Raw genomic sequence first — 22,223 nt, forward strand, 5'->3', positions numbered from 1 at the left:
GGTGCGGTGCGGTGCGGTGCGGTGCGGTGCGGTGCGGTGCGGTGCGGTGCGGTGCGGTGCGGTGCGGTGCGGGTACCAGAGGGCGCCGCCTTCGGTCGGAGCGCGACTGCTCAGGCGGTAACCGCCGCCCGAACCTCATCCAGAGCCCGCCGTGCAGCCTCTCCGAAGTCCACTGCCTCGGCGCAGCTCCACCGGTCGTAAGCGATCTTCATCGCCAGCGCCCCCAGTTCCGCCGCAACCCGCGCCGCCAGCTCCGGCACCCCGCGCTGCCGCAGCGCGTCAGCCATCGCCGAGGTCAGCGCCAGCCCCTTCAGCGCCTCCCGCTCCATCAACTCCGGGTGCGCCGAGATCACCGACCGCCGCAGGGCGCTGAACTCCCGGCGCTCGGCCGTGAACACCTTCCCGCCGAGCGCGTCCATCGCACACGCCACCGCCTCGAGCGGTGCAGAAGTCTCAGGCGCGCCGGCCACCGCCTCGGCGAGCAGGCCCGCCACCGTGCTCCCCCCGAACAGTACCTCGCGCTTGTCCTGGAAGTGCCGGAAGAACGTGCTCTTCGTCAGCCCCGCCCGCGCCGCGATGTCGATCACCGTCGTGTTCTCGTACCCGCGCTCCGCGAACAGTTCGAGGGCGGCTCGGCTCAGCCTCTCCGGCGCGTTCGGTTCCCAGCGGGCCATGACGACACGGTACTTGGTCCCGTCGGAGTGTGTACAGTGACGGGACCAAGTCCCATAACAGGAGGTCCTCATGAGCCGAGCCGTCGTCTACGAGAAGTTCGGTGGCCCCGAGGTGCTCGAACTGCGGGAAGTGCCGGAACCGCACGCCGGCCCCGGGGAGGTGCGGGTGCGCGTCACCGCCGCCGGGCTGAATCCGATGGACTGGGCGCTCGCCGCCCGGCCCGAAGCCGCCGCGCGGTTCGGGATCACGCTGCCGTCCGGCTTCGGGTACGACTTCGCCGGCGTCGTCGACGAAGTGGGGCCCGGGGTCGAAAACACCGCCGTAGGTGATCGCGTCCACGGTGGCGCGCTCGGCCGAGCCGTCGCCGACTTCGTGGTCGTCCAAGCCGAAGACTCGCTGTTCCCGACCCCGGACGGTCTCAGCGACGAGGTGGCAAGCACGCTTCCCGTCGCCGGCTCCTCGGCGGCCGCCGCACTGGCCGCCGTCGGCCTGCGGGCCGGTGACACTCTCCTGGTCGGCGGGGCCGCCGGTGGCGTGGGCATCTTCGCCGTCCAGCTCGCGAAGCTCGCCGGTGCCACCGTGATCGGCACCGGCTCCGAAGGCACCTTCCCGTTCCTGCGCAAGCTCGGCGCCGAGCCCGTCGCCTACGGCCCCGGACTGGCCGGCCGGGTCGGGAAAGTCACCGCGGCCGTCGACCTCTTCGGCACCGAGACGGCCGAAGCCGCGCTGGAACTCGGCGTCCCACCCGAACGGATCGCCACGATCGCCGCCGGCCCCAACCCGCCGGGCGGTGTGCGGGCCACCGGGGGCGCCGACGCCGAGCCGGGCGCGCTGAAGCAGATCGCCGACGCCATCGTCGCCGGCGGGCTCACCGTGCCCGTCGCCGCGGTCTTCCCGGTCGAACGGATCCGGGACGCCGTCGCGCTGCAGGCCACGCGGCACGTCCACGGCAAGGTCGTCGTCACGCTTTAGAGACCCGCGCCACGGACTCAGGAAACTCACAGCGCCCGGCGGGCAGCATCCAGGCGTGTCCGTCCGAAGTCCTCTCCGCACCCGCGCTTCCGTGGCCGCCGGGCGGCTGACCGCCTGGTTGTCGCGCAGTTCGGGGCTCGGCCGCGGCGGCATGATCGGCGGCCGCGTCACGCTGGCGCTCGATCCGGCCGCCCTGCGCCGCCTCGGCCGCGAACGCACCGTCGTGCTCGTCACCGGCACCAACGGCAAAACCACGACGTCGCTGATGCTCACCCGCGCGCTGGAAACGCTGGCCGAGGTCGCCGCGAACAGCGACGGCTCGAACATGCCCGACGGCGTCCTCGCCGCGCTGACCGCCCGCCCCGACGCGCCCTACGCGGTCCTCGAGGTCGACGAGACCTACGTGCCGTGGGTGGCCGACCAGGTCCGGCCCGCCGTGCTGGTGCTGCTCAACCTGAGCCGCGACCAGCTGGACCGGGTCGGCGAGGTGCGCGCCACCGAGCGCGACCTGCGGGCCGCCATCGCCGGGCTGCCCGGCACGGTGGTCGTCGCGAACTGCGACGACGTGCTGGTGACGTCCGCGGCGAGCGTGGCCGCGAAGCTCGTGTGGGTCAGCACGGGCCGCCGCTGGACCGGCGATTCGACGGCGTGCCCGCGCTGCGAAGGCCGCGTCGAGACCCACGAGCGGCACTGGAGCTGCGAGTGCGGGCTCGCCCGGCCGGAGCCCGCCTGGATGCTCGAGGGCGAACTCGTCCTCACCCCGGGCGGCCGCCAGGTCGACCTCGACCTGCGGCTGCCCGGCGAGGCCAACCGCGCGAACGCCGCGCTCGCGCTCGCCGCGGCGCACCGGCTCGGCGTGCCGCCGCACACCGCCGCGGCGCGGCTGCGGACCATCACCGACATCGGCGGCCGCTACCGGACGATCCGGCGGTCGCGGCACTCCGTGCGGGTGATGCTGGCGAAGAACCCGGCCGGCTGGGTGGAAACGCTGCGGGTGCTGGACGAGGACACCCCGGTCGTCGTCGCGGTCAACGCCCAGGAGGCCGACGGCCGGGACCTGTCCTGGCTGTGGGACGTCCACTTCGAACGGCTGCGCGGGCGCCAGGTGGTCGTCACCGGCGAGCGCGGCGCCGACCTCTCGGTCCGGCTCTGCTACGCCGAAGTGGCGCACTGGGCCGAGCCGGACCCGGTCACCGCGATCGACGCGCTGCCGCCCGGTGCCGTCGAACTGGTCGCCAACTACACCGCGTTCCGCGACCTGGTGGGCAGGCTGCCCGGTGGCTGATTCGGTCGTCCACATCGGACTTCTGCTGCCGGAGGTGCTCGGCACCTACGGCGACACCGGCAACGCCCAGGTGCTCGGCAAGCGGTTGCAGTGGCGCGGGCTCGACGCCGAGGTGGTGCCCGTCGGCCTCGGCGAACCGGTACCGTCCACTTTGGACCTGTATCTGCTCGGCGGCGGCGAGGACGGCGCGCAGGTGCTCGCGGCCGCGCACCTGCGCAAGTACCCGGGCCTGCGGCGGGCGGTCGCGGCCGGCGCGGTCGTGTTCGGCGTGTGCGCCGGCCTGCAGGTGCTCGGCACCCGCTTCCGCGGCCTCGACGGCGTCGACCACGAGGGGCTCGGCCTGCTCGACGTCACCACCGAACCGAGCCCGCAGCGCGCGGTCGCCGAACTGGTCGCGACGCCGTCCCGCCTCCTGGACGGGGCCGCCCTGACCGGCTTCGAAAACCACCTGGGCGTCAGCAAGCTCGGCGCCCGCAGCGAGCCGCTCGGGCGGGTCGTGCGCGGCACCGGCAACGGCGACGGCACCGAAGGCGCGGTGACCGACCGGGTCGTCGGCACCTACCTGCACGGCCCGGCGCTCGCCCGCAACCCCGCGCTGGCCGACCTGCTGCTGGCCTGGACGATCGGGCACCCGCTCGGGCCGCTGAGCCTGGCCGAGGTCGAGCGCCTGCGCGAGGAGCGGCTCGCCGTCCCGCGCCGGCGCCGGTGATCGGGTGGTCCCGCCGGCCGCCGCTGCCGACCACCGGCCGGCGGTCTGCGGCGGTCGTTACGCTGCGTTGGTGAAACTCGGCAGGGTGATCGCCGCGACCGGCGTCCGGATGCGCGCCACCGCGGTGGCGGTGTTCGCGCTCGCGCTGGCCATTGCCGTCGGCGGGGTGGCCGTGGTGCTGCTGCTCGAGGAGTCGCTCGACCGCAGCGTCACCGAGAGTGCCCGCAGCACCGGGCGGCAGGTCGCCATCCAGCTCGTCCGCGAGGGCGCGCGCGACCTGAGCGCGAGCGACGTCGCCAGCACCGGCGACACCGAGGCCGTCACGCAGGTGCTGGACGCGCGGCGGACACCGATCGCGAGCGACCCGGCGATCGTCGGGCACCCGCCGCTGACCACGGCCCGCCCGGTCGCCGGGCACGAAATCGTCGAAACGCTGCCGCTCGGGCTGAACGGCGACAACGACGACTACCGCGTCGTGTCGCAGGAGGTGATCGGGCCGGGCGGCCCGTACACCGTGATTTCCGCGCGCTCACTGGAACCGGTCACGGAGGCGTCGACGCGGCTGACGCTGCTGCTCGGCCTGCTCGCGGTGCCGCTGCTGGCGATCGCCGGGCTCGCGGTGTACCGCGCGGTCGGCTCGGCGCTGCGGCCGGTCGAGCGGATGCGCCGGACCGTCGCGGAGATCTCGACGCGCGACCTCGCCGCGCGCGTGCCGCTGCCGCCGGGCGGCGACGAGGTGCACCGCCTGGCCGTGACGCTCAACGAAATGCTGGCCCGGCTCGCGTCGGCCCAGGCCGCGCAACGCCGGTTCGTCGCGGACGCCAGCCACGAACTGCGCTCGCCGCTGTCGACGATCAGCACCGCGCTCGACGTCTCCGGGCGGCACCCGGAGAGCACGGGGGACCTGGTGCCGGTGATCGGCCGGGAAACCGCGCGGCTGCGCGAACTCGTCGACGACCTGCTCATGCTGGCCCGCACCGACGACGCGACCGACCGGCCGCAGCGCACCGAGGTCGACCTCGACGACATCGTCCGCGCGGAGGCCGAGCGCGTCCGCGGCGAAAGCACGGTGGACGTCGAGGTCCGCGCCGGGCCGGCGAAGGTGTACGGCAGCGAGGCCCAGCTGCGGCGGGCGGTGCGCAACCTGGTCGACAACGCGCGCGGGCACGCGCGCTCGCGCATCCGCGTCAGCAGCGCGGTGTGGGGCGACTTCGCCGTCGTCGAGGTGAGCGACGACGGCCCCGGCGTCGGGCCGGCCGACCGGGAGCGGATCTTCGAGCGGTTCGTCCGGCTCGACGCGTCGCGGCAGCGCGGGCACGGCGGCACCGGGCTGGGCCTGCCGATCGTGGCCGGCATCGCGGCGCGCCACGGCGGCCGGGCGCGGTACGCCGAACCGGACGGGCCGGGCGCGCGGTTCGTGATCGAACTGCCGGTGATCGAACTGCCGAAGGAGGAGTAGTGCGCCTGCTGATCGTGGAGGACGAGCGCGAGTTCGCGGAGACGCTGCGGCGGGGGCTGGTCGCCGAGGGCTTCACCGCCGATGTCGCGCACACCGGCCGGGAGGGCCTCTGGCGGGCGACCGAGCACGAGTACGACGTCGTGGTGCTCGACATCATGCTGCCCGAGCTGTCCGGTTACGAGGTGCTCAAACGCCTGCGGGCGGCCGAGAACTGGACGCCGGTGCTGATGCTGACGGCCAAGGACGGCGAGTACGACGAAGCCGACGCGTTCGACCTCGGCGCCGACGACTACCTGTCCAAGCCCTTCTCCTTCGTCGTGCTCATCGCCCGGCTGCGCGCGTTGCTGCGGCGCGGCGCCCCGGCCCGCCCGGCCGTGCTGGAGGCGGGCGACCTGCGGCTCGACCCCTCCGCCCGTACCGTCCACAGGGGACAAAAGCGGATCGAGCTCACCGCGCGGGAGTTCGGGTTGCTGGAGTTCCTGCTGCGGCGGGCCGGCGCGGCGCTGTCGAAGAACGAGATCCTCAGCCACGTCTGGGACGCGCACTACGACGGCGACGAGAACGTCGTCGAGGTCTACATCGGCTACCTGCGGCGCAAGATCGACGCGCCGTTCGGCACCCACACCATCGAGACGGTCCGGGGTGTCGGCTACCGGCTGGTAGACGTTACCCGATCGTAATCAGCCGGGTGTTTTCCGGAAATTGGTACCGCCGGGTGTCCGCTGGTTGCGCCATTTGTCTCCGTCGGTTGCCGCGGATCGCCCAATAGTTGCCGCGAACCGGTGAAAAATGCCGTGCCCCGACGGCGCTGCGCGTGATCCTCGGTGTTGCTACGGTGGGCACCCTACCTGCGACGAGGAAAGCGATGCCGGAATCGCCACTGCCGCTCCCTGCCCAAAACAAGAATTCCCCCACGCCCGCCGGGAAATCCGTTTCCCGGCTGCGTGCCGCCGACGCCATTCGGACGGCCAAGGATCAGTTCGCCATGGTGACGGGGCTCACTCCGCATGCCGTGACCGGGATCCGCAGCCGGGGTGACGGGGGCTGGTCGGTGCTCGTCGACGTCGTCGAGCTGGCCCGGATCCCGGACTCCACCAGCGTGATGGCCACCTACCGGGTCGACGTCGACGCCGACGGCGAGCTCGCCGCCTGTGAGCGGCTGCGCCGGTTCACCCGGGGTGCCACCGATTCCTGAAAGGAAGGTCGACACGATTGGCCGCTTCGTCCGATTCGTTGGCGGACATTCTGGAACGCGTGCTCGACAAGGGCGTCGTCATCGCCGGTGACATCGGCGTCAGTGTGGTCGACGTCGAATTGCTGACCCTGCGGATCCGGCTGTTCATCGCGTCCGCGCAGACCGCTCGGGAAATGGGCATGGACTGGTGGACGAACGATCCGTTCTTTGCTCCGAATGCCGCACGTGCGGAACTGGGAACGACTGATCTGGCGGCGCGCGTCGCCGAACTGGAGGCCCGGCTGCCCGCGCCGGGCGGGAGGGAAGAATCCCGGTGAGCACCGGAAACTGGCTGTGCGCGTACGCGATCACCCGCAACCGCCCGTCCACCTTGGACATCGGCCCGGTGCCGCGGCTGATCGGCTACCGCGATCTCGGCGTGGTCGTGTCCGAAGTGGCGCCGGCGCGTTTCGACCGCATCGACACGCTCGACCCGGTCGACGGCACCCTCGCCGAGCTGGCCCGCGAGCACGACGCCGTGGTGCGCGCGGTGTTCCGCAGCGAGCCGGTGCTGCCGCTGAGGTTCGGCACGGTCCTCGACGGCGAGGACGCCGCCCGCCGGCTCCTGGAGGCGGGCTACGACCAGGCGCGTGACTGCCTCGAAGAGGTGGCCGGCCACCGCGAGTGGGGGGTGCGGATCCGCCACGCCGAGCCGGCGGCGACCACCCGGCCCGACGCGACGGGCTTGACCGGAACGCAGTACCTCGTGCGCCGGCGTGAACGGCTGAAGGCGATTCAGCGCGCTCGCGAGGACGTGGCCGGCGCGGCACGCCGGCTCGACGAGGCGTTGCGCCGCCACGCGGCCGACAGCCTGGACCGGGCCCGGTCGCACGGGGTGCTGGCGAACACGGCGTACCTCGTGGAGACCGGCCGGGAGGCGGCGTTCCACGCGGAGGTCGAGTGGTTCGCCCGCGAGCTGAGCGCGGCGGGGGCGACGGTGGAGACCTCCGGGCCGTGGCCGCCGTACTCGTTCACCGACGTCGAGCTCGGAGCGACGGCGCATGGCTGACGAGGTTCCCCGGCCCGCGAGGCCCACGACGGCGATCGGCGACCTGCTCACCGGCGCCGGCGCGCCGAGCCGTGGCGACCTGCTCGCCGAGGTCTTCACGCCCACCGGCACCAACACCGCCGAAGCCATCGTGGATCTGCTCGACCGGGTCGTGCACCGCGGGGCCGTCGTCACCGGTGACGTCATCATCTCCCTCGCCGGCATCGATCTCGTGCGGCTCGACCTGCGGTTGCTGCTGCTCGGGCTCGACGGGACGCACCGATGACCCAGCGGATCGCCGCCGACGCCGGCCGCGGGCTCGGGCACCTCGTCGTCACCGTGCTCGACGTCCTCAAGGAGGTGCTGGAGCGGCAGGCACTGCGGCGGCTCGACGCCGGCACCCTGACCCCGGCCCAGGTCGAAGCGCTCGGCCAGGCCCTCATCGCGCTGGAGTTCCGGTTCGCCGAGATCCGCGCCGCCCTCGACGAAATCCCTGCGACCGAAGGAGCGAAGTGACCAGACCGGGACAGACCGGTGGCACCCTCACCGACACCCTCAACGTCCTGCTGGACAAGGGACTCGTCATCGACGCCACGGTCAAGGTGTCCTTGATCGGGATCGAGCTGCTGTCGATCGAGGCCAGGGTCGTGATCGCCAGCGTCGACACCTACATCCGCTACCTCGAAGCGATGCAGCGGGTGAACGCGCAGGCGCAGCAGCCGAACCCCGGGCAGGTCTCCATCGGGCTCGACCACACCGTCGGGCTGATCCCGCCCCCGCCGCCGACACCAGCCGTTGCCGTCCAGGTGGAGCCCGCCATCCCCGTCGAACAGCCGTGACGCTGCAGCTGTACGGGGTCGTGCGGGCCGGGCACCCGCGGGCGTCGCGCACGGTCTGCTGGGAGGACCTCGCCATGGTCGTCGGCGACCCCGAGCCCGACCCGGCGGCGCACTTGGCGGTGGTGTCCGCGCTCGTCGAGGGCGGCCCGGTGCTGCCGGTCCGGTTCGGCACCGTGGCCGAGGACGAGGACGCCGTCCGGACCGAGGTGCTCGCCCCGGCCGCGGACACCTACCGCGCCGACCTCGACCGGCTCGACGGCCTGGCCGAAGTGCACGTCTGCCTGCGGTTCACCGAACCCGGGTCGGCGTGGCGGGCGGCCCGCTCGGACGTCCTGCTTTCCCGGGTCGCCGAACGGGCCCGCGACTCCGTGGCGCTGCCGGCGGGCGAGAGCGCCGACGAGCGGTGGGCGTTCCTGGTCGGGCTGGGCGACCTGCTCGTCGTCCGGGACACCGTCGCCGGGCTCGCGCGTGGCGACGGCGTCCAGGCCGACTGGCTGGGACCGCTGCCCGCGTACAGCTTCCTCGACCGGCGGACGTGCTCCCGCTGGAGCTGGTGAGCGGGGGCGGAACAGTCGCTGAACACTCATCCCGGCGCTGGCCGCGGTGGCTCGCGGCCGGTGATCCTGGTGCTGTGACCAGCAGTGAAGCCGCCGCGCTGCCGCGCGCGTTCGGCGGGCCCGGCGCCGGGCCGGGGCAGTTCCGCGCGCCGTCCGGGCTCGCCGTCGACGCTCGCGGCCGGGTGTGGGTGGCCGACACCGGCAACGACCGGGTCCAGGCGTTCACCCGCGACGGCGCGCTCGTGCGCGTCCTGGCCGGGCGGCTCAAGGCACCGGAAGGGGTGGCGGTCGACGCGGCCGGCAACGTCTACGTCGCCGACACCGGCAACCGCCGCGTGGTCCAGTTTTCGTGGCAGGGCGGGTTCGTGCGCGAGTTCGCCGGCCTGACCCGGCCCCGCGGCGTCGCGCTCGACCACGAGGGGCGGCTGCTGGTCGACGACACCGGGCGCGTGGCCCGGTTCGACACCCGCACCGGCGTCGCGCTGCCCGGCACGGCCGAGCCGATCAGCTCACCGAGGGACGTCGCCGACGACGGCACCGGCGGGGTCTGGGTCGCCGAGCCGGGCAACCACCGGATCGTCCACTTCGGAGCGTCCGGCTAGCTCTTCGAGATCGAGGCGGTCGCGCGGACGACGGCGGTGCAGCGGTTCTCGACGTAGGCGAGCCCGCCCTCTTCGGCGATGCGACGCGCCTCGGCGGAGACGATGCCTTGCTGCAGCCACAGCGCTTTGGCGCCGATCTCGACGGCGTCGCGGGCGATGCCCGGCGCTTCGGGGGACGGCCGGAAGACGTCGACGAGGTCGACCGGCTCCGGGATGTCCTGCAGCGACCGGTACACCTTTTCGCCGAGCAGCTCGGTCGCGGTCGGGTGCACCGGGATGATCCGGAAGCCGTGGGCCTGCAGGACGGCCGGGACGCCGTGCGCGGCCTTCGCCGGATCGCGGCTCAGGCCGACGACGGCGATCGTGCTCGCGCCGGCGAGGATCTCCTCTGGGGTCATACCGGTGGAACGCGCGGTGGGCGTCAAAGCTTCCAGAGCCGCAGGCCGCGCACGCGGTAGACCGGCCACACGACGTGCCACGGCTTCCGGCGGGCGAAGGTCGCGGCGCAGATCAGGATGTTGCGGGCGGACGTCGTCGCGACTTCGTGGCGGTCGGCCCAGGTGGCGCCCTTGGCGCCGACGGCGATCCGGAACACGGTCAGCAGGCCGCGGCCCTGCAGGTCGTACTTCGCGCCGGTGTCCCCGGAGCCGGGGGCCAGTTCGGCGATCTCGGCGCCGAACGCGCGGGCCGCCTGCGGCGCCACTTCGGCGGGGACCACGCCGACACTGCGGGTGATCGCCTTGCCGTGCATCCGCCGCGCGTAGCGGAACAGCAGCGCGCGTTCCCACCACGGCAGCAGCCGGTGGTGCCGGAGGAGGGCGGCGCACTCGCCGTGCCCGATCGCGAAGATGCTCGTGAGCTCGTCGTAGGCGCCGTTCGTCGCGGGCTCGTTGAGGTGCAGGCGCACCTCGAACCGGGTGCGCGCGGTCAGTTCGTCGAGCCGCTCGCGGTGATCGAGCCGCGCCTTCGCGCGGGAGAGGGACCAGTCGGACATCGGACCTCCAGGCGTCGCGCACAGGCTAGTTGGCGCGCGACGCCCGGACCACGCTTTCAGCCGATCTTCTCGCCGTACATCTCTCCGAGCGGGTCGGAGATCAGCTCGACGCGGGCACCGTCCGGGTCGGACAGGTAGATGGACGTCTTGCTCTCCAGCAGGTACTGGACGCCGGCTTCGTCGAGCTTGTCTTTGATGGCGCCCCACCGCTCGGGCTCGACGGACAGCGCCAGGTGGTGCAGTCCACCGAGGACTTCCGCGTACGGGCCGAGGTCCAGGCCGGGCAGGTCGAAGAAGGCGACCGCGTTGCCGTTGCCGACGTCGAAGAAGAAGTGGCTGGAGCCGGGGTAGTCGCGGTTCTCGATCAGCTCGGTGAGCGGGAAGCCCAGGATGTCCTGGTAGAACTCGATCGTCCGCTCGACGTCGCTGGAGATCAGCGCGGTGTGGTGGATGCCGCGGCCGTTCGTCGCCGGGCGTTCGGCGGCCGGGCGCAGGTGGCGCTCGCGCAGTTCGTCGCGGACCTCGGCGAGCTTGGTGACCTCGGCCTGGGTCGGTGCCATGTCCCTCACGTCCCTTCCTGGTGTGGTGCTCACGCTACGCCCGATTTATCTCGCGCGCAAGAGATTGCTTGGTGAGAGTTCCGCTGGACGGAACATCGTCGCTTGTGTGCGCGGGGCGCGCACGGCAGAGTTCCGGGGGTGGACGTCAGTAAGGTGCAGGAGGCCGCCGTCGCGCTGGCGGGGGCCTATGCCTCGCGTGAGCCGATCGAGCCGCTGATCAAGACGTATCCGGACGCGGACGTCGAGGACGCGTACCGGATCCAGCAGGAGCAGGTGCGGCAGTGGGTCGAGGGCGGCGACGCCGTCCGCGGCCACAAGGTCGGCCTCGCGTCGGCGGCGATGCAGCGGCAGATGGGCGTCGACCAGCCCGACTACGGGCACCTCACCGGCAGCATGTTCCACCTGGAGCACCAGCCGATCCCGACGTCGGCGTTCCTGCAGCCGCGGATCGAGCCGGAGATCGCGTTCGTGCTCGGCTCGGCCCTGCGCGGGCCGGGGGTGACGGTCGCCGACGCGGTGCGCGCAGTCGAGTTCGTGCTGCCGTCGCTGGAGATCGTCGATTCCCGCATCCAGGACTGGAAGATCTCCCTGTTCGACACCATCGCGGACAACGCGTCTTCCGGTGGCGTGGTGCTGGGGAGCAGCCCGACGGCCCTGGGGTCGGTGGACCTGCGGCTGGCCGGCTGCGTGCTGTACCGGAACGGTTCGGTGGCGGCGACGGGCGCGGGCGGCGCGGTGCTCGGGTCGCCGTTGAACTCGCTGGTGTGGCTGGCGAACACGGTGGGGCCGCTGGGCGTCACCCTGGAGCCCGGCCACGTCGTGCTGCCGGGGTCGATGACCCGGGCGATCCCGGTGTCGCCGGGCGACACGATCGTCACCACGATCGCCGGGATCGGCAGTGTTACCGCGGTCTTCGGTTCTCCGGAGGAATCGTGAACGTGCGAGAAGCAGCCGCTTCGTTGCTGGGGACGGTCTCGGAGCGCGAGCCGCTCTCGGCCGGCTGGCCGGACCTGGACGTCGACACGGCGTACGCGATCCAGGACGAAGCCCTGCGTCAGCGGCGGGCGCGCGGGGAGACGTTGATCGGGGTGAAGCTGGGGCTGACGTCCCGGGCCAAGCAGGAGCGGATGGGCATCGACGCGCCGTTGCTGGCCTGGCTGACCGACGCGATGGTGCTGCCGATCGGCGCCCCGGTGCCCCACGACGAGCTGATCCACCCGCGCGCGGAGCCGGAACTGGTCTTCGTGCTGGGCCGCCGGCTGGCGGGCCCGGGCGTGACGGCGGCGACGGCGCTGGCCGCGGTCGACCGCGTGTACGGCGGCATCGAGGTGATCGACAGCCGCTACGCGGACTACCGGTTCACGCTCCCGGACGCCGTCGCGGACAACGGCTCGTCGGCGTACTTCAGCCTGGGCCCGGTGGGTGTCGCGCCGGCTTCCCTGGATCTGTCGTTGGAGGCGGCCCTCCTGGAGGTCGACGGCCAGATAGTCGACACGGCAACGGGCGCGGCGGTCCAGGGCCACCCGGCGGAGGCCTTGGCCCTGGCGGCGAACACCCTGGCGGCGCGCGGCTTGGCGTTGGAGCCGGGCTGGCTGGTCCTGACCGGCGGAATGACGGACGCGGTCCCCCTCCGCCCCGGCTCCCGCCTCGCCGCCCACTTCTCCCACCTGGGCTCCCTAACCCTCGCCACCTAACCCCAACGCCGCCCACTCACCCTCGACGCCCCACCAATCACCCCCGATGCCCCTCCAGTCCCGCGAGTTGACCGCCCAGTCACGTGAGTCGGCCGCTCAATCACGTGAGATGCCCGCCCGATCGATTCGCGCGAGTGACGCGTACCGGACCGGCGAACTGGCGTACCCGGAGGGTCGGCTCGCGTGTCTGGGGGGTCGGCTTGCGTACCTGGACGGTCGGCTGGCGAGTCGGCCGCCTCAATACGCGGGCAGATCGGCTGGGTGCGCGGCCGACTGCCTGGGTACGTGGGCCGACCCTCCGGGTACGCGAGCCGACTGCCTGGGTACGTGGGCCGACCCCCCGGGTACGCGAGCCGACTGGACGGGGTGGGGGTGGGGGCGGGGTGCAGGTGAGTGGGGCGGCAGGTGGCGGTTAGGGCTGGCCGTTTCGGTAGGCGCGGGCCTGGATCTCGTACAGCTCGTGGTAGACCCCGCCCGCGCTGATCAGCTCGTCGTGGGTGCCTTCTTCGATCAGTTTTCCCTTCTCGAGCACCAGGATCCGGTCGGCCGAGCGGATGTTGGCCAGCCGGTGCGTCACCAGCACCGTCGTACGGCGGCCGCGGTCCGAGCGGCTCGCGTGCTGGAGCCCGGCGAACACGCGGGCTTCCGCTCGGGCGTCGAGCGCCGCTGTCGGTTCGTCGGCCACCAGGACCGAGGCGTCCCGGTAGATGCCGCGGGCGATGCCCATGCGCTGCCACTGGCCGCCGGAAAGGTCGTGTCCCTCGTCGAACTTCTTCGACAGGACCGTGTTCTCCCCGGCCGGCAGGGAAGCGATCACCTCGTCCGCGCCCGAGTAGTCGACGGCTTCGCGCCACGCCTGCCTGTCCGGGTCCGGCCGGCCGAGGCGGCCGACCGTGATGTTGTTCGCCGCCGTCATCGGCCACTCCGCCGGTTCCTGCGCGATCACCGCGATGTTCGCGTGCACCGATGCCGGATCCGCCCGGGCGAGGTCGACGTCGTCCCAGCGGACCGTGCCCTCGTCCGGCGGGTAGAGCCCGGTGAGCAGCTTGCCGAGGGTGGTCTTGCCCGAGCCGTTTTCACCGACCAGCGCGACCACCTCGCCGCGCCGGATCGTCAGCGAGACGTCCCGGAGCGCCGGGCTGTCCCGGCCCGGGTAGGTGAACGTGACGCCGTCCAGCCGGATCTCGGCCGGGTCGGCCGGCGCGGTCACCGACGTCGGCGGTGGTTGCCGCTTCCGGGATTCCGCGAGCAGCTGGTTGTAGAACCCGATGTAGAAGGAGTCCTCGTACAGCGAATTGACCGCGCGCATGGTGTTGGACAGCGCCGTGGACGCCGTGCGCATCGCCAGCACCGCCGTGCCGGCCAGCGCCAGCTCCATCGCGCCGGTGTAGAGCAGCCAGCCGAGCACCAGGTACGCGACCGCCGTGCCGAAGCCGGCCGCCGCCCGCCCGCTGGTGCGCACCAGGTTGCTCCGGTGCGCCAGCCGCATCTCCTCGCGCGTGAGGCTGCGTGAGATGCGCCGGTACTCGCCGAGCAGCGGCTCCTGCAACGTCAGCGCGTGTCGTTCGAGGGCCATCGAGCGCCAGGTGGCGACCTCTTCCACGACCGACTTGCGGATGTTGCGCCCGACGGTGTCCAGGAAGTGCCGGTAGTTCAGCTTCGCGACGCGCGCGGCGGCCCAGCCGTCGGCCGCCGCCGCGAGCAGGAGCACCGGGGCCAGCCACGGGTTGAGCAGTCCGGCCGTGAGCATCGCCGCCGCCAGCGAGATCACCGACGACGTCAGGTCGGCGAGCCGCCGCAGGCTCGTCTCGATGGCCCGCACCCCGAACCGCGCGCCCTGCCGGGCCAGCTCGCGGAAGTCCGCGTCCTCGAACGCGATCAGCCCGACGCGCACGACCGCGGCCGTCACCGCGTCGTCCGCCGCCGCGGTGACCCGGGGCCGGAGCGCGCCTTCGACGGCGGCGACGGCCGCGTCCAGCACCGCGCGCGCCGCGTACGACCCGGTGACGACCGCGATCGCCGGCAACGACTGCAGCACGCGTTCCGGCGTCGGGCCCTGTTCGAGCAGCGCGGTGAAGACGTTCGCGGTGGCGAGCAGCCCGAACGCCGTGACGCAGCCGGACACGACGTGCACGACGGCGGCCAGCAGCGTCAGCCGCGGCGAAGTCCGCCACGCCAGCCGCAGCACGACCGAGATCGCGGTGGGCAGTGCGCGCACGGCCTGGCCGAAGCCCGCGGCGGCCACGCGTTCGTCGACGCGGGCCCATTCGGGCATCTTGACGTTCTCGACCCCGATCAGCGGGGGCGGCTCGGTGGTTGTGGACACGCCTTCATCTGTACTCCGGGGGTCCGACAGTTTCGGCGCCGCTACTGGTCCTTCCGGGTGTACCTGGCCCGCAAAAACGGGCTGTACTCCGGGTTTTCACCCATCCGGACGTCGATTTCGTGCGCCAGCGTGCCGCCGCCGGGCGTGAGCCGGTGCCGGGCGACGCCGCGCGCGGTCCGCTTCTCCAGGGTCAGCGTCGCGCCGGTCCAGGTGCCGCGGGCGGGCGACTCGGGTGGGAAGCCGTAGCTGTCGAAGCCGTACCAGAGCGTCTCGCCGGTGGCCGGGTCGGCGGTGAAGACGTTGTGGCCGAGGAACTCGGACCCGTCCTCGCGCCGCTGGCGATAGTGCTGGATCACGGCGAAACCGTTGAGGGCCAAGCGGTATTCGCAGTCGGCACGCGCGGTCGAGGCCGGTGCCCACGGCGAGGCGGCGAGTTCCTCGGTGCCGGTCCAGTCGCCGACGAACGCCTTCAGCGCGTCGTGCGCGGGCCCGAGGCGGGGCATGTCCATGGTCGTCTCCGTTTCGACAGGTACCTGTCGATATGCGAGACTAGCACGCATGCGGTCACCTCGAGCCGAGACGTTCACCCGCGTGATCGACGCGGTTTTCGCGTGCAACGGCGGCTTCCTCGCCGCGGGCGACGCGCTGACCGAGCCGGTCGGGCTGACGGCGGCGCAGTGGCAGGTCCTCGGCTTCCTCGAGGACGGCCCGGCGACCGCCGCCGAGGTGGCGCGCCGTCGGGGGCTGCGCCGCCAGAGTGTGCAGGAGACGGTGAACCGCTTGCTGCGCAACGGAATGCTCGACCGCCTGCCGAACCCGGCCGACGCGCGGGCGCCGCTGCTGTCGTTGACGCGGCGGGCTCGCACGGCGATGCGGGCCTTGGGGGAGGCGCAGATCGCGTGGGCCGAGGAGGTGGCGGCTGAAGTGCCACTGGAGGATCTCGAGACGACGCTGCGCACGCTGCAGCGATTGCGCGGAGTGGTGGCCCAGCCGCGGTTGCTGTGAGCGGCGCCGATCAGGTGCCTGGGGCTGCGCGGGGGTAGCGGGGCCGGCGTGGGTCAGCGGGTTGCGCCGGGGCCGGCCAGTACGTCCACGTCTCCCGCGTGCATCGGCTCGCCGCAGTGGGCGCAGCGCAAATCGACCGCGCTGATCTCGCCGCACGCGTGGTGGCGGTGGAGTACCGGAGGCCCGGCCTCGCCCGCCAGCCACTTGTCGCCCCAGCGGGTCATCACCAGCAGCATGTCGACCAGCTCGGTGCCCTTCTCGGTCAGGACGTACTCGTAGCGCGGACGGCGGTCGTACGGGCGGCGCTCGAGGATGCCGGAGTCGACCAGGTGGTTCAGCCGCTCGGTGAGGACCTTGCGCGAGATGCCGAGGTCCGCCTGGAGCTGTTCGAACCGGCTGAGGCCGACCCACACGTCCCGCAGGATCAGCGGTGACCACGGTTCGCCGATGACGTCGAGCGTGCGCGCGATCGAGCACGCGGCCAGTTCGCTGAAGTTCGTGCGCTGCATGACCCCAGTTTAGCACTTGGGGTTCCCTTAAGGAACTTCGACTGCTACGGTTCTGGAGTCTCCTGAAGGAACCCAGAAGGGAAAGTCGCGATGAGCAAGGTCTTCAGCGCCCACGCCGTGTCGGTGGACGGCTACATCACCGGCCGCGGCGCCGGCCCGGGTCAGGGACTCGGCGACGGCGGGACCCTCTTCGACTGGTACTCCGACGGGGACACCCGGAGCCGGGTCTTCGACTTCTTCACCCTCAGCGAGCCGAGTGCCCGCGTCTTCGACTCGCTCGCCGGCCGGGTGGGCGCGATCGTGGCGGGCCGCAACACCTACGAAGACTCGGAACACTTCGGTGGCGGCAGCCCGCACCCGGACGCCCCGCTCTTCCTGGTCAGCCACCGGCCCGCGCCGGAACTGACCGAGCGGCAGACGCTCGCCGGCACCGTCGAAGACGCGATCGCGGCGGCCCGCGAGGCGGCCGGCGGCAAGGACGTCGGCCTCATGGGCGGCGGCGTGCTGGCCTCGGCGCTGCAGGCCGGCCTGGTCGACGAAATCGTGCTCCACCAGGTGCCGGTGCTGCTCGGCGGCGGCCGGCCGTTCTTCCAGGAGCTGCCTTCGCACGTGCGGCTCAGCCTGCTCGAGGCCGTGGCCGCGCCCGGCGTCACCCACCTCCACTACGCCGTCGCCTGAAGCCGTCGCCCGAACCCCCCACCTCAGCAAGGAGCCGACCCATGCTCGACGCCGACGTCCGCCGCATCATCGCCACCACCGCGATCGGTCACCTCGCCACCGTCCTGCCCGACGGCGCGCCCCATTCGGTCCCGGTCTGGGTCGACCCGGAGGGCGACCGCATCGCCATCCTGACCGGCCCGGACTCGCGCAAAGCCCGCAACCTGCGGCGTGACCCGCGCGTCGCGCTTTCGCTGACCCCGCCGGACAACCCGTTCGAGCCCGTGATCATCCGCGGCCGGGTGGCCGAGTGGATCGAGGGCGACGCCGCCTGGGAGATCGTCGACCGGATCGCGAACAAGTACATCGGTGCGCCCTACACGCGAGAGCAGCAGCGGGTGGTCGCGCTCATCGAGGTCGAGCGCCAGAGCGTCGGCATGCGCTGATCGTCAGTCCGGCTTCACCCCCAGCAGGGTGAGGAACGTGCGGAACCCGGCGGACATGTCGACCTCCGCCGGGTCGAGGAGCCATTGCAGCTGGAGGCCGTCGAGGAGGGCGATGGCCAGCGGGGCCAGCTGTTCCGGGGTCGTGCCCGGCGGCAGCTCGTCGCGGTGGCGCTCGAGCATCTGGGTCATGCCCGCCCGCACCCGCGCGTAGCGGTCCTGGAAGTACTTCCGGGCCGGGTGGTCCTCCGTGACGCTGTCCGCCGAAAGCACCGTGTACGTCTGGACGATGCCCGGGCGGCTCGCGTTGTAGTCCACCAGGTCGGCCAGCTGGTTCACCGTCATCGCCGACGGGTCGCCCTCCGGGCCGTGCCCGAAGTGCAGCAGGTCCCACTCGTCGCGGGTCTCCAGCACCGCCGTCAGCAGGTCTTCCTTGGTGGGGAAGTAGTGCATCAGGCCCTGTTGCGTCAGCCCGACGCGCTCGGCCACCGCGGCCAGTGACGTGCCTCGGTAGCCGCGCTCGGCGATCACCTCGAACGCCGCTCGGACGATGCCGGCTCGGCGGTCGGCGCCCCTGGCCCGGGTCATGATCCCGAGCCTACGGCAGTGAGTGTCACGGAAGCATAACGTTCACTACTCACCGCCAGGTAGGGTGACGGCAGGACCGACCGCGGAGGATGCGCATGAGCTTCGACGTCGAAGCGCTGCTGGCCGAGCTCGACCTGGACGCGAAGGCGAGCCTGCTCGCCGGCCAGGACGTCTGGTCCCTTCCCGGCCTGCCGCGGATCGGGCTCGCGTCGATGGTTCTCTCCGACGGCCCGGTCGGCGTCCGCGGCACGCGCTGGAGCCCGGACGACCCCTCGGTGACCCTGCCCAGCCCGACCGCGCTCGCCGCGAGCTGGGACCCGCGCCTGGCCGTCAAAGCCGGGCGCCTGCTCGCGCAGGAAGCCCGGCGCAAGGGCGTGCACGTGCTGCTCGCCCCGACGGTCAACCTCCACCGCTCGCCGCTGGGCGGCCGGCACTTCGAGTGCTACTCCGAAGACCCCCTCCTCACCGGGATGATCGGCGCCGGCTACGTGACCGGCGTGCAGGACGGCGGGGTCGCCGTCACGGTCAAGCACTTCGTCGCCAACGACTTCGAGACCGAACGCTTCACCGCCGACGTGCGCGTCAGCGAGCGGGCCCTGCGCGAGCTCTACCTCGCGCCGTTCGAACTCATCGTCCGGCGCGCGAAGCCGTGGGGGATCATGGCCGCCTACAACAGCGTCAACGGCGTCACGATGACCCAGCACGCCGAACTGCTCAACGGCGTGCTGCGCGACGAATGGGGCTTCGACGGCTTCGTCGTCTCCGACTGGCTGGCCGCGCGCGACACCGTCGCCTCCGCCAACGGCGGCCTCGACGTCGCCATGCCCGGCCCCCGCACGGTGTTCGGCGAACGGCTCGCCGAAGCCGTTCGCGGCGGCGAAGTCGACGAAGCCGTCGTCGACGCCATGGTCCGCCGCGTGCTCCTGCTCGCCGACCGGACCGGCGCGCTCGGCGGCGGCCCCGCGGCAAAAGGGTCCGATGTGGACGGAGACGCGGTCGCGCGCGAGATCGCGCACCGGTCGTTCGTGTTGCTCAGCAACGAAACCGGCGTGCTGCCGCTGCGGGAGCCGCAGAGCATCGCGCTCATCGGCGCGCTCGCCGAGGACCCCAAGATCCTCGGTGGCGGCAGTGCCACCGTGTTCCCCGATCACATCGTCTCCCCTCTGGCCGGCTTGAAAGCCGCCCTTCCCGCGGGCACCGAGCTCGGTTACGCCCCCGGTGCCGATCCGCGAACGACGTTACCGACCGCCACCGACAATTTCCGGCTCCGCGCGACGGCCCGCGCCACCGACGGCACCGAACTCGCGCAGTTTTCCTTGCGTCAAGCCAGAATCGACTGGATCGGCGAACTGCCGGCCGGGCTCGACATCGGCACGCTCGCCTCGGTCGAGATCGCCGGCACGTTCCTCCCGGAGCAAAGCGGCACGCACACCTTCGGCGTCACCGGCCCCGGCGACCTCCGCCTCACCGTCGCCGGCCAGACCGTCTTCGACGGCGTGAACCTGCCGGAAGGCGGGGACATCTTCACGTCGATCATGCAGGTGCACGAACAACGCCGGGAGGTCGAGCTGACCGCGGGCGAGCCGATCGACGTCAGCCTGACCTACTGGATCCCCTCGGAGATGGCGGAATTCGCCAGGGGCACCTTCGCCTGGGTCACCTTCGCGCTCGGCCACCGCGGCCCGGTCCTGGACCCGGACGCGAGCCTCGACGAAGCCGTGGCCCTGGCGGCGAAGTCGGAGGTCGCCGTCGTCGTGGTCGGCACGACCGCCGAGGTCGAGAGCGAAGGGTTCGACCGGACGTCCCTCGCCCTGCCCGGCCGCCAGGACGAACTCGTCGCGCGGGTCGCCGAAGCGAACCGGAACACCGTCGTGGTCGTCAACGCCGGCTCCCCGGTGGAGATGCCGTGGCGCGACGACGTCGCCGCGGTGCTGCTCACCTGGTTCCCCGGCCAGGCCGGCGGCGACGCGCTCGCCGACGTCCTCTTCGGCCGCGAGGAGCCCGGCGGCCGCCTGCCGACGACCTGGCCGGCGAAGCTCGAAGACGCGCCGGTCACCGACGTGACGCCGCAAGACGGCGTGCTCGAGTACGGCGAAGACGTGTACATCGGCTACGGCGCCTGGGCCCGCGCCGGCGGGCAACCCGCGTACTGGTTCGGACACGGCCAGGGCTACACGACCTGGGCGTACCAAGAACTCGACGCCTACCCGGACGAGGAAGGCGGCGTCCGCGTCCGGGTCCGCGTGCGCAACACGGGAACACGCGCGGGACGCGAGGTCGTGCAGCTCTACCTGGCCCCGACCGAGCGCGGCGACCGGCCGCAGCGCTGGCTGGCCGGGTTCGCGAGCGTCGAAGCCCGGCCCGGCCAGGCCGTGGAGACCGACATCGTCATCACGCCGAGGTCGGCCGAAGTCTGGCGCGACGGCTGGCAGCACATCGCGGGCGAGTACGTCCTGGAGGCGTCGCACTCCTACGCCGAGCCCCGGCTGAGCACACGTGTGGTGCTCCAGAAAATCCGTTGATCACCGCGGGCGCCTCCCCTAGGGTCTCGTGAAGGCACCTTGACCAGCGAAAGGAGGTGGGACCGATGATCACGCAACCGATCACGCGCTCCCACCTCGCAGCGAGGGTGCCGGCTGTCTGACCGGGAGCGCGTACTCCTGGAAGGATTTTCATGACCGAACTGGTCGTGCGCCCGCTCGAAGCGGGCGAAGAAACACTGTTCACCTCCCTGCCCGACCGCTGTCTCGTCGGCCGCACGCTGCTCGGCGACGACTTCGTCGAGATGGCGAAGAGGGGCGAGTACCGGCCCGAGTGGACCTGGGTCGCGCTGCGCGACGACGTCGTCGTGGCCCGGGCCGCCTGGTGGGCCAAATCCGATGACGAAACCCCGATCGCGCTGGACTGGTTCGACTTCACCGACTTCGACGCGGCCGTCCACCTGCTGAAAACCGCACCGCTGCGGGCGGAGTACGCACTGCACACGCCCCCGGCGTGGCCGGACGATCCGGACGTCGCGCGCGAAGTGAACGGCCGGGTCGAGGCGGCCGAGGCGGCGGGCTACCGCCGGCTCGTCGAGCGCTACCGCTTCCGCTGGACCCCGGAAAACGGCCTGCCGGAGAAGCCCGGCCGGCTCGAGTTCCGGCCCGAGCCGGACGACGACGTCCTCCTCGACGTCTTCAAGCGGGTGCACGTCGGCAGCCTCGACGCGCACGCGCGCAAGACCATCGAAGAGCAGGGCCTCGAAGCGGCCGCGCGGGAAGACCTCGACCTGATGAAGTGGATGCCGGCGCCGCGGGACTGGTGGCGGCTGGCGTACACGCCCGAAGGCGAGCTGGCCGGCCTCGTCCTGCCGAGCCGCAACGTCTACGACCCGGTCGTCGGCTACGTGGCCGTGGTGCCGGAGCACCGGGGCAAGGGCTACGCGTACGACCTCCTGGTCGAGGCGACGCACGACCTCGTCGGCTACGGCGCGGACCGGATCGTCGCGGGCACCGACGTCGGCAACGTCCCGATGGCGAAGGCGTTCGCGAAGGCGGGTTATCCGGTGGTCCAGCACCGCATCGACTTCGTGTGACCCCCGTCGTGAGTGGCAAGGCGGGTTCTAACCCGCCTTGCCACTCACGAGCCGGGGCGTTACCGTCGCTAGAGCGATCTATCAACTCGGGGGCCGTGATGGACAAGGGACTGACACCGCTTCGGGTGATACTCGGCTTCTCGCTGCTCAGCACGGCGATCCACTACGCGCACAACGCCATCCGGTACGCGGACTATCCGCAGCTCCGGGGGATCACACCGCTCGTCGGCGGCATCGTCGTCGCCGTCACCTGGGTGCTGCTCACGGCGTTCGGCTGGCTCGGCTACCGCGCGTACACGCAAGGCCGGTACCCGCGCGCCCTGGCGTTCCTCTTGGTCTATTCGCTGGCCGGGATGGTCACGCTCGGCCACTTCCTGACCGGCGTGCCGCGCATCCCGGCGTTCTGGTTCGCGACGATCTTCACCGATGCCGCAGCCGGGCTGGCCCTGTGGGCGTTCCTGACCTGGGCGTGGGCCACGCTCAACCGGGTGACCACCCGAGATCAACTTTCTACACAACGTTGACGTCCGTCTGACTCATGTAGACAATC

Annotated in this window: 29 protein-coding genes; 21 read left to right on the plus strand and 8 right to left on the minus strand. The window is 72.2% G+C overall.

Features of this window, described 5'->3' with window-relative positions; all coding sequences use genetic code 11:
• Window positions 1-110: 110 nt before the first annotated feature.
• Window positions 111-674: a TetR/AcrR family transcriptional regulator gene (locus C2L58_RS03055; RefSeq protein WP_103335641.1), complete on the minus strand. Its 564-nt coding sequence runs from the start codon at window positions 672-674 to the stop codon at window positions 111-113.
• Between the two features lie 70 nt (window positions 675-744).
• Here C2L58_RS03055 and C2L58_RS03060 point away from each other — a divergent pair, with 70 nt between their 5' ends.
• The 13 genes from C2L58_RS03060 (at window position 745) to C2L58_RS03120 (ending at window position 9,320) form a co-directional block, all read left to right on the plus strand.
• Window positions 745-1,647 carry an NADP-dependent oxidoreductase gene (locus C2L58_RS03060; RefSeq protein ID WP_103335642.1) on the plus strand — a complete coding sequence of 301 codons (903 nt, stop codon included), beginning with the start codon at window positions 745-747 and terminating at the stop codon, window positions 1,645-1,647.
• 91 nt (window positions 1,648-1,738) lie between these two features.
• Window positions 1,739-2,932, plus strand: a complete 1,194-nt coding sequence (locus C2L58_RS03065) for a MurT ligase domain-containing protein (protein WP_103335644.1) — start codon at window positions 1,739-1,741, stop codon at window positions 2,930-2,932.
• Window positions 2,925-3,641, plus strand: coding sequence for a type 1 glutamine amidotransferase (locus C2L58_RS03070; RefSeq protein WP_103335645.1), 717 nt, complete (start codon window positions 2,925-2,927; stop codon window positions 3,639-3,641). The genes C2L58_RS03065 and C2L58_RS03070 overlap by 8 nt, the downstream gene beginning before the upstream one ends.
• Window positions 3,642-3,711: 70 nt before the next feature.
• Complete coding sequence (locus C2L58_RS03075; protein WP_233225521.1) at window positions 3,712-5,100, plus strand: sensor histidine kinase; 1,389 nt, start codon at window positions 3,712-3,714, stop codon at window positions 5,098-5,100.
• The gene (locus C2L58_RS03080) at window positions 5,100-5,780 is read left to right on the plus strand and encodes a response regulator transcription factor (RefSeq protein WP_103335647.1); all 681 of its coding nucleotides are present in this window, start codon (window positions 5,100-5,102) and stop codon (window positions 5,778-5,780) included. Before C2L58_RS03075 ends, C2L58_RS03080 begins: the two co-directional genes overlap by 1 nt.
• 185 nt (window positions 5,781-5,965) lie before the next feature.
• Window positions 5,966-6,295, plus strand: coding sequence for a gas vesicle protein GvpO (locus C2L58_RS03085; RefSeq protein WP_103335649.1), 330 nt, complete (start codon window positions 5,966-5,968; stop codon window positions 6,293-6,295).
• A gap of 17 nt (window positions 6,296-6,312) precedes the next feature.
• The gene (locus C2L58_RS03090) at window positions 6,313-6,612 is read left to right on the plus strand and encodes a gas vesicle protein (protein ID WP_103335650.1); all 300 of its coding nucleotides are present in this window, start codon (window positions 6,313-6,315) and stop codon (window positions 6,610-6,612) included.
• The gene (locus C2L58_RS03095; RefSeq protein ID WP_103335652.1) at window positions 6,609-7,343 is read left to right on the plus strand and encodes a GvpL/GvpF family gas vesicle protein; all 735 of its coding nucleotides are present in this window, start codon (window positions 6,609-6,611) and stop codon (window positions 7,341-7,343) included. The genes C2L58_RS03090 and C2L58_RS03095 overlap by 4 nt, the downstream gene beginning before the upstream one ends.
• Window positions 7,336-7,608: a gas vesicle protein gene (locus C2L58_RS03100; protein WP_103335653.1), complete on the plus strand. Its 273-nt coding sequence runs from the start codon at window positions 7,336-7,338 to the stop codon at window positions 7,606-7,608. Before C2L58_RS03095 ends, C2L58_RS03100 begins: the two co-directional genes overlap by 8 nt.
• Window positions 7,605-7,838, plus strand: a complete 234-nt coding sequence (locus C2L58_RS03105; RefSeq protein ID WP_103335655.1) for a gas vesicle protein K — start codon at window positions 7,605-7,607, stop codon at window positions 7,836-7,838. Before C2L58_RS03100 ends, C2L58_RS03105 begins: the two co-directional genes overlap by 4 nt.
• Window positions 7,835-8,161: a gas vesicle protein GvpJ gene (gvpJ, locus tag C2L58_RS03110; RefSeq protein WP_103335657.1), complete on the plus strand. Its 327-nt coding sequence runs from the start codon at window positions 7,835-7,837 to the stop codon at window positions 8,159-8,161. The genes C2L58_RS03105 and gvpJ overlap by 4 nt, the downstream gene beginning before the upstream one ends.
• Window positions 8,158-8,718: a GvpL/GvpF family gas vesicle protein gene (locus tag C2L58_RS03115; RefSeq protein ID WP_103335658.1), complete on the plus strand. Its 561-nt coding sequence runs from the start codon at window positions 8,158-8,160 to the stop codon at window positions 8,716-8,718. Before gvpJ ends, C2L58_RS03115 begins: the two co-directional genes overlap by 4 nt.
• A gap of 74 nt (window positions 8,719-8,792) precedes the next feature.
• A complete protein-coding gene (locus tag C2L58_RS03120; RefSeq protein ID WP_103335660.1) occupies window positions 8,793-9,320 on the plus strand; it encodes an NHL repeat-containing protein in 528 nt (175 codons plus the stop codon).
• On the opposite strand, the gene C2L58_RS03125 is transcribed toward C2L58_RS03120, so the two are convergent.
• The 3 genes from C2L58_RS03125 to C2L58_RS03135 are packed head-to-tail and all read right to left on the minus strand — an operon-like array spanning window position 9,317 to window position 10,874.
• On the minus strand, window positions 9,317-9,718 hold the full coding sequence (locus tag C2L58_RS03125) for a CoA-binding protein (protein WP_103335661.1): 402 nt from the start codon (window positions 9,716-9,718) through the stop codon (window positions 9,317-9,319). The genes C2L58_RS03120 and C2L58_RS03125 overlap by 4 nt on opposite strands.
• Before the next feature lie 23 nt (window positions 9,719-9,741).
• Window positions 9,742-10,314, minus strand: a complete 573-nt coding sequence (locus C2L58_RS03130) for a hypothetical protein (RefSeq protein ID WP_103335663.1) — start codon at window positions 10,312-10,314, stop codon at window positions 9,742-9,744.
• Window positions 10,315-10,370: 56 nt separating this feature from the next.
• Window positions 10,371-10,874, minus strand: a complete 504-nt coding sequence (locus tag C2L58_RS03135; protein ID WP_199191075.1) for a VOC family protein — start codon at window positions 10,872-10,874, stop codon at window positions 10,371-10,373.
• A 138-nt stretch (window positions 10,875-11,012) separates the two neighbouring features.
• Here C2L58_RS03135 and C2L58_RS03140 point away from each other — a divergent pair, with 138 nt between their 5' ends.
• Window positions 11,013-11,810 (plus strand): 2-keto-4-pentenoate hydratase, encoded by a 798-nt coding sequence (locus C2L58_RS03140; protein WP_103335666.1) that lies wholly within the window; start codon window positions 11,013-11,015, stop codon window positions 11,808-11,810.
• Complete coding sequence (locus C2L58_RS03145; RefSeq protein WP_369903987.1) at window positions 11,807-12,568, plus strand: 2-keto-4-pentenoate hydratase; 762 nt, start codon at window positions 11,807-11,809, stop codon at window positions 12,566-12,568. Before C2L58_RS03140 ends, C2L58_RS03145 begins: the two co-directional genes overlap by 4 nt.
• A gap of 412 nt (window positions 12,569-12,980) precedes the next feature.
• On the opposite strand, the gene C2L58_RS03150 is transcribed toward C2L58_RS03145, so the two are convergent.
• Entirely contained in the window at window positions 12,981-14,894 is a 1,914-nt protein-coding gene (locus tag C2L58_RS03150; protein ID WP_103335667.1) for an ABC transporter ATP-binding protein, read from the minus strand.
• A gap of 41 nt (window positions 14,895-14,935) precedes the next feature.
• Window positions 14,936-15,403, minus strand: a complete 468-nt coding sequence (locus C2L58_RS03155) for a DUF1579 family protein (protein ID WP_199191076.1) — start codon at window positions 15,401-15,403, stop codon at window positions 14,936-14,938.
• A 49-nt stretch (window positions 15,404-15,452) separates the two neighbouring features.
• Here C2L58_RS03155 and C2L58_RS03160 point away from each other — a divergent pair, with 49 nt between their 5' ends.
• On the plus strand, window positions 15,453-15,899 hold the full coding sequence (locus tag C2L58_RS03160) for a MarR family winged helix-turn-helix transcriptional regulator (RefSeq protein ID WP_103335671.1): 447 nt from the start codon (window positions 15,453-15,455) through the stop codon (window positions 15,897-15,899).
• A gap of 53 nt (window positions 15,900-15,952) precedes the next feature.
• On the opposite strand, the gene C2L58_RS03165 is transcribed toward C2L58_RS03160, so the two are convergent.
• Complete coding sequence (locus C2L58_RS03165) at window positions 15,953-16,408, minus strand: winged helix-turn-helix transcriptional regulator (RefSeq protein WP_103335672.1); 456 nt, start codon at window positions 16,406-16,408, stop codon at window positions 15,953-15,955.
• A gap of 90 nt (window positions 16,409-16,498) precedes the next feature.
• On the opposite strand from C2L58_RS03165, the gene C2L58_RS03170 reads away from it, so the two are divergent.
• Complete coding sequence (locus C2L58_RS03170; RefSeq protein WP_103335674.1) at window positions 16,499-17,086, plus strand: dihydrofolate reductase family protein; 588 nt, start codon at window positions 16,499-16,501, stop codon at window positions 17,084-17,086.
• 41 nt (window positions 17,087-17,127) lie between these two features.
• Window positions 17,128-17,511, plus strand: coding sequence for a PPOX class F420-dependent oxidoreductase (locus tag C2L58_RS03175; protein WP_103335676.1), 384 nt, complete (start codon window positions 17,128-17,130; stop codon window positions 17,509-17,511).
• 3 nt (window positions 17,512-17,514) lie between these two features.
• On the opposite strand, the gene C2L58_RS03180 is transcribed toward C2L58_RS03175, so the two are convergent.
• A complete protein-coding gene (locus C2L58_RS03180; RefSeq protein ID WP_103335678.1) occupies window positions 17,515-18,096 on the minus strand; it encodes a TetR/AcrR family transcriptional regulator in 582 nt (193 codons plus the stop codon).
• A gap of 95 nt (window positions 18,097-18,191) precedes the next feature.
• On the opposite strand from C2L58_RS03180, the gene C2L58_RS03185 reads away from it, so the two are divergent.
• From C2L58_RS03185 to C2L58_RS03195, 3 genes are all read left to right on the plus strand, one after another.
• Window positions 18,192-20,618, plus strand: coding sequence for a beta-glucosidase H (locus C2L58_RS03185; protein WP_103335679.1), 2,427 nt, complete (start codon window positions 18,192-18,194; stop codon window positions 20,616-20,618).
• A 152-nt stretch (window positions 20,619-20,770) separates the two neighbouring features.
• Entirely contained in the window at window positions 20,771-21,673 is a 903-nt protein-coding gene (locus C2L58_RS03190; RefSeq protein ID WP_103335681.1) for a GNAT family N-acetyltransferase, read from the plus strand.
• 98 nt (window positions 21,674-21,771) lie between these two features.
• Window positions 21,772-22,197, plus strand: a complete 426-nt coding sequence (locus C2L58_RS03195) for a hypothetical protein (RefSeq protein WP_199191077.1) — start codon at window positions 21,772-21,774, stop codon at window positions 22,195-22,197.
• Window positions 22,198-22,223 lie beyond the last annotated feature (26 nt).

Origin of the sequence: Amycolatopsis sp. CA-126428 (assembly GCF_002904335.1) — a bacterium.
Lineage (GTDB): Bacteria > Actinomycetota > Actinomycetes > Mycobacteriales > Pseudonocardiaceae > Amycolatopsis.

Excerpts from the sequence above, each read along its gene's own strand:
- C2L58_RS03055 (WP_103335641.1), bottom strand. The coding sequence starts at position 674 with ATGGCCCGCTGGGAACCGAACGCGCCGGAGAGGCTGAGCCGAGCCGCC.
- C2L58_RS03060 (WP_103335642.1), top strand. The coding sequence starts at position 745 with ATGAGCCGAGCCGTCGTCTACGAGAAGTTCGGTGGCCCCGAGGTGCTC.
- C2L58_RS03085 (WP_103335649.1), top strand. The coding sequence starts at position 5,966 with ATGCCGGAATCGCCACTGCCGCTCCCTGCCCAAAACAAGAATTCCCCC.
- C2L58_RS03100 (WP_103335653.1), top strand. The coding sequence starts at position 7,336 with ATGGCTGACGAGGTTCCCCGGCCCGCGAGGCCCACGACGGCGATCGGC.
- C2L58_RS03105 (WP_103335655.1), top strand. The coding sequence starts at position 7,605 with ATGACCCAGCGGATCGCCGCCGACGCCGGCCGCGGGCTCGGGCACCTC.
- C2L58_RS03125 (WP_103335661.1), bottom strand. The coding sequence starts at position 9,718 with ATGACCCCAGAGGAGATCCTCGCCGGCGCGAGCACGATCGCCGTCGTC.
- C2L58_RS03130 (WP_103335663.1), bottom strand. The coding sequence starts at position 10,314 with ATGTCCGACTGGTCCCTCTCCCGCGCGAAGGCGCGGCTCGATCACCGC.
- C2L58_RS03135 (WP_199191075.1), bottom strand. The coding sequence starts at position 10,874 with ATGGCACCGACCCAGGCCGAGGTCACCAAGCTCGCCGAGGTCCGCGAC.
- C2L58_RS03155 (WP_199191076.1), bottom strand. The coding sequence starts at position 15,403 with ATGGACATGCCCCGCCTCGGGCCCGCGCACGACGCGCTGAAGGCGTTC.
- C2L58_RS03160 (WP_103335671.1), top strand. The coding sequence starts at position 15,453 with ATGCGGTCACCTCGAGCCGAGACGTTCACCCGCGTGATCGACGCGGTT.
- C2L58_RS03165 (WP_103335672.1), bottom strand. The coding sequence starts at position 16,408 with ATGCAGCGCACGAACTTCAGCGAACTGGCCGCGTGCTCGATCGCGCGC.
- C2L58_RS03170 (WP_103335674.1), top strand. The coding sequence starts at position 16,499 with ATGAGCAAGGTCTTCAGCGCCCACGCCGTGTCGGTGGACGGCTACATC.
- C2L58_RS03175 (WP_103335676.1), top strand. The coding sequence starts at position 17,128 with ATGCTCGACGCCGACGTCCGCCGCATCATCGCCACCACCGCGATCGGT.
- C2L58_RS03180 (WP_103335678.1), bottom strand. The coding sequence starts at position 18,096 with ATGACCCGGGCCAGGGGCGCCGACCGCCGAGCCGGCATCGTCCGAGCG.
- C2L58_RS03185 (WP_103335679.1), top strand. The coding sequence starts at position 18,192 with ATGAGCTTCGACGTCGAAGCGCTGCTGGCCGAGCTCGACCTGGACGCG.
- C2L58_RS03190 (WP_103335681.1), top strand. The coding sequence starts at position 20,771 with ATGACCGAACTGGTCGTGCGCCCGCTCGAAGCGGGCGAAGAAACACTG.
- C2L58_RS03195 (WP_199191077.1), top strand. The coding sequence starts at position 21,772 with ATGGACAAGGGACTGACACCGCTTCGGGTGATACTCGGCTTCTCGCTG.